The organism is Shewanella sp. 1180_01 (assembly GCF_052850535.1).
Genome location: NZ_VXCT01000113.1, coordinates 1 through 2,705 on the forward strand (window position 1 = coordinate 1; position 2,705 = coordinate 2,705).

Genomic DNA, 2,705 nt, shown 5'->3' on the forward strand with positions numbered 1-2,705 from the left:
TTCTATAAAAAATAGATGGTATCCCCTAGGGGATTCGAACCCCTGTTACCGCCGTGAAAGGGCGGTGTCCTAGGCCTCTAGACGAAGGGGACCCGGACATATTAATTTGAACCTATTGTTCCCGTTTAACATCTACGGTGTCTTAGGCACTCTCTTCTAATGAAGGAAGCTGACCTCAGACATATTAATTCGAACTCACGTTCCTGCTTAACATCTACAGTAAGTTTGGTGGAGCTACACGGGATCGAACCGTGGACCTCTTGCATGCCATGCAAGCGCTCTCCCAGCTGAGCTATAGCCCCAAACTTATTAAACTACATTTAAGTGCACTACAAGCATTTGCTCGTCTGTGTCTCAACTGCGTGGCGCATTCTATGCAGCGCACCTAAAAGTGTCAACTCGTTTTTTAGGAATTTATTCTATCTGCTACAAATTCAATCGCTTTGGATGTTCTTTGCTCAGAACGGCTTCTTCCGATTAAAAATAATGTGATATCAAGGCCTGGTGACTGCCCTGCCCCTGTTACAGCGACACGCAAAGGCATACCAACCTTGCCCATACCCACATCTAATTCTGTTGCAGTGTCTTCAATCGCCTGATGGATAGCTTCTACAGTCCACTCAGTTAATGCGGCTAATTTTTGTTGAACCAGTTGCAATGGCTCTAACGCAACACCACGTAAATGCTTTTTCGCTTGGGCCTCATCAAACTCTGCAAAGTCTTCATAGAAATAGCGGCTAGAAGCGGCTAACTCTTTTAGTGTCTTAGCGCGTTCAGCTAATGCCGTAACCACTTCCGCTAATGATGGGCCGTTTGACATATCAATTTTTTGATCGTCCATGTGCCATTGTAAGTGTGTCGCCACATATTCTGGAGCAAGACTCTTAATATAGTGTTGGTTCAACCACACCAGTTTATCGGTATTAAAGGCTGAAGCGGCTTTATTGATATCACCGAGCTTAAAGTATTGCTTCATTTCTTCTAATGAGAAGATTTCTTGATCGCCATGTGACCACCCTAAACGTACTAGGTAATTCAATAGTGCTTCTGGCAAATAACCATCGTCACGGTACTGCATTACGCTCACTGCACCATGACGCTTAGATAATTTCGCACCATCATCACCGAGAATCATAGAGACGTGAGCATATTCTGGGATCGGCGCCCCTAATGCTTTAAGGATATTGATTTGACGCGGCGTATTGTTGATATGATCTTCACCACGAACCACACAAGTAATTCCCATATCCCAATCGTCAACGACTACACAGAAGTTATAGGTTGGCACACCATCGGTACGGGCGATGATCAAGTCATCTAATGCATCGTTAGAAAATTCAATACGGCCACGAACATGGTCATCAAATACCACTGAACCGCCGATAGGATTTTTGAAGCGCACGACAAATGGCTCATCAGTATCACGAGCGGGTAAGTCACGGCAGCAACCATCGTACTTTTGTGCTTCACCGTTTGCGGCTTGTGCTTCTCTTAACGCATCAATACGCTCACGTGAGCAATAGCATTTATATGCAGTGCCCTTTGCTAACATTTGGGCAATAATTTCGTTATAACGATCAAAACGCTTAGTTTGGTAATACGGGCCCTCGTCCCATGTCAAACCTAACCAGTTCATACCTTCTAAAATCGCATCGCAGGCGGCTTGAGTCGAACGCTCAATATCAGTGTCTTCAATACGTAATACAAACTCACCGTTATTGGCACGAGCTTGTAACCAAGAATAAAGTGCAGTACGGGCACCACCAACATGTAAGAAACCAGTAGGACTAGGGGCAAAACGCGTCTTAGTTGTCATAATGGGACACTAACCTATATAAAGTCGTCTAGATAAAGACAATCACGATAAAAAAGTGGGCTTATTCTAACAGTCAAAGCAGGCGCTGCAAATGGGACAAGCTCTGCAGTATCACTTATCTAGTAAAATCGTGACGCTAAATCCCCTCCTTTTATAGAGAAGCCTATATAAAGGTGCACATATAAAGTGATGCCACAGCTATCACCCGCAAACCTGTGCCCCATTTATCTGACTTAAGACTCATGGATTGATTTTCGCTACGCTTAGATCCCTGCCCTACTTTTGCCCCTATCATGCCTTCAGCTATAAATAGTGTGTCTTTGGCGCAACGCCTATACACCGCTATCCACTCAATCTCTAACATCTAATCATTGTGAGTCACTCACACCCTGTCATTTTATCGCCAAAAATGCTCACGAATGACATGAGTCTAGCTATCGCGGCATCCCAAACACCCAAATTGCACGCCATTGACAGGCGAATAAACTAACACTTTGATCGGCGGCGTGATTAGCATTAAGCCAATGCGAACAAAAATAGCGCGACCAATGCTTTTTTCACTAAAAAGCGTTGACACTAGATCGAACCTCCCTATAATACGGCTCCACACAGCGAGGTCGATTAGCTCAGCTGGGAGAGCACCTCCCTTACAAGGAGGGGGTCACTGGTTCGAGCCCAGTATCGACCACCATTGTTTTATACATGATTTGTAAAGAAATAATGGCTGTACAAAATAGTTATATCCCAGGTCGCTTAGCTCAGCTGGGAGAGCACCTCCCTTACAAGGAGGGGGTCACTGGTTCGAGCCCAGTAGCGACCACCATTCTTCAGTAAAGAATGACTTAAAATTGTGTAATATCAGAATTCCCAGGTCGCTTAGCTCAGCTGG

Annotated in this window: 1 protein-coding gene and 4 tRNA genes; 2 read left to right on the forward strand and 3 right to left on the reverse strand. The window is 44.8% G+C overall.

Going from position 1 to position 2,705, the window contains the following annotated elements; translation table 11 throughout:
* Positions 1-16: 16 nt before the first annotated feature.
* The 3 genes from FW758_RS24220 to gltX form a co-directional block, all read right to left on the reverse strand.
* A tRNA-Glu gene (locus FW758_RS24220) sits at positions 17-92 on the reverse strand.
* Between the two features lie 134 nt (positions 93-226).
* Positions 227-302, reverse strand: a tRNA-Ala gene (locus FW758_RS24225).
* A 104-nt stretch (positions 303-406) separates the two neighbouring features.
* Positions 407-1,816 carry a glutamate--tRNA ligase gene (gene gltX / locus FW758_RS24230; protein ID WP_446446792.1) on the reverse strand — a complete coding sequence of 470 codons (1,410 nt, stop codon included), beginning with the start codon at positions 1,814-1,816 and terminating at the stop codon, positions 407-409.
* A 615-nt stretch (positions 1,817-2,431) separates the two neighbouring features.
* Between gltX and FW758_RS24235 the strand changes: the two genes are divergently transcribed.
* Positions 2,432-2,507: transfer RNA gene (locus FW758_RS24235), tRNA-Val, on the forward strand.
* A gap of 56 nt (positions 2,508-2,563) precedes the next feature.
* Positions 2,564-2,639 (forward strand) — tRNA-Val (locus FW758_RS24240).
* Positions 2,640-2,705 lie beyond the last annotated feature (66 nt).

Excerpts from the sequence above, each read along its gene's own strand:
- gltX (WP_446446792.1), bottom strand. The coding sequence starts at position 1,816 with ATGACAACTAAGACGCGTTTTGCCCCTAGTCCTACTGGTTTCTTACAT.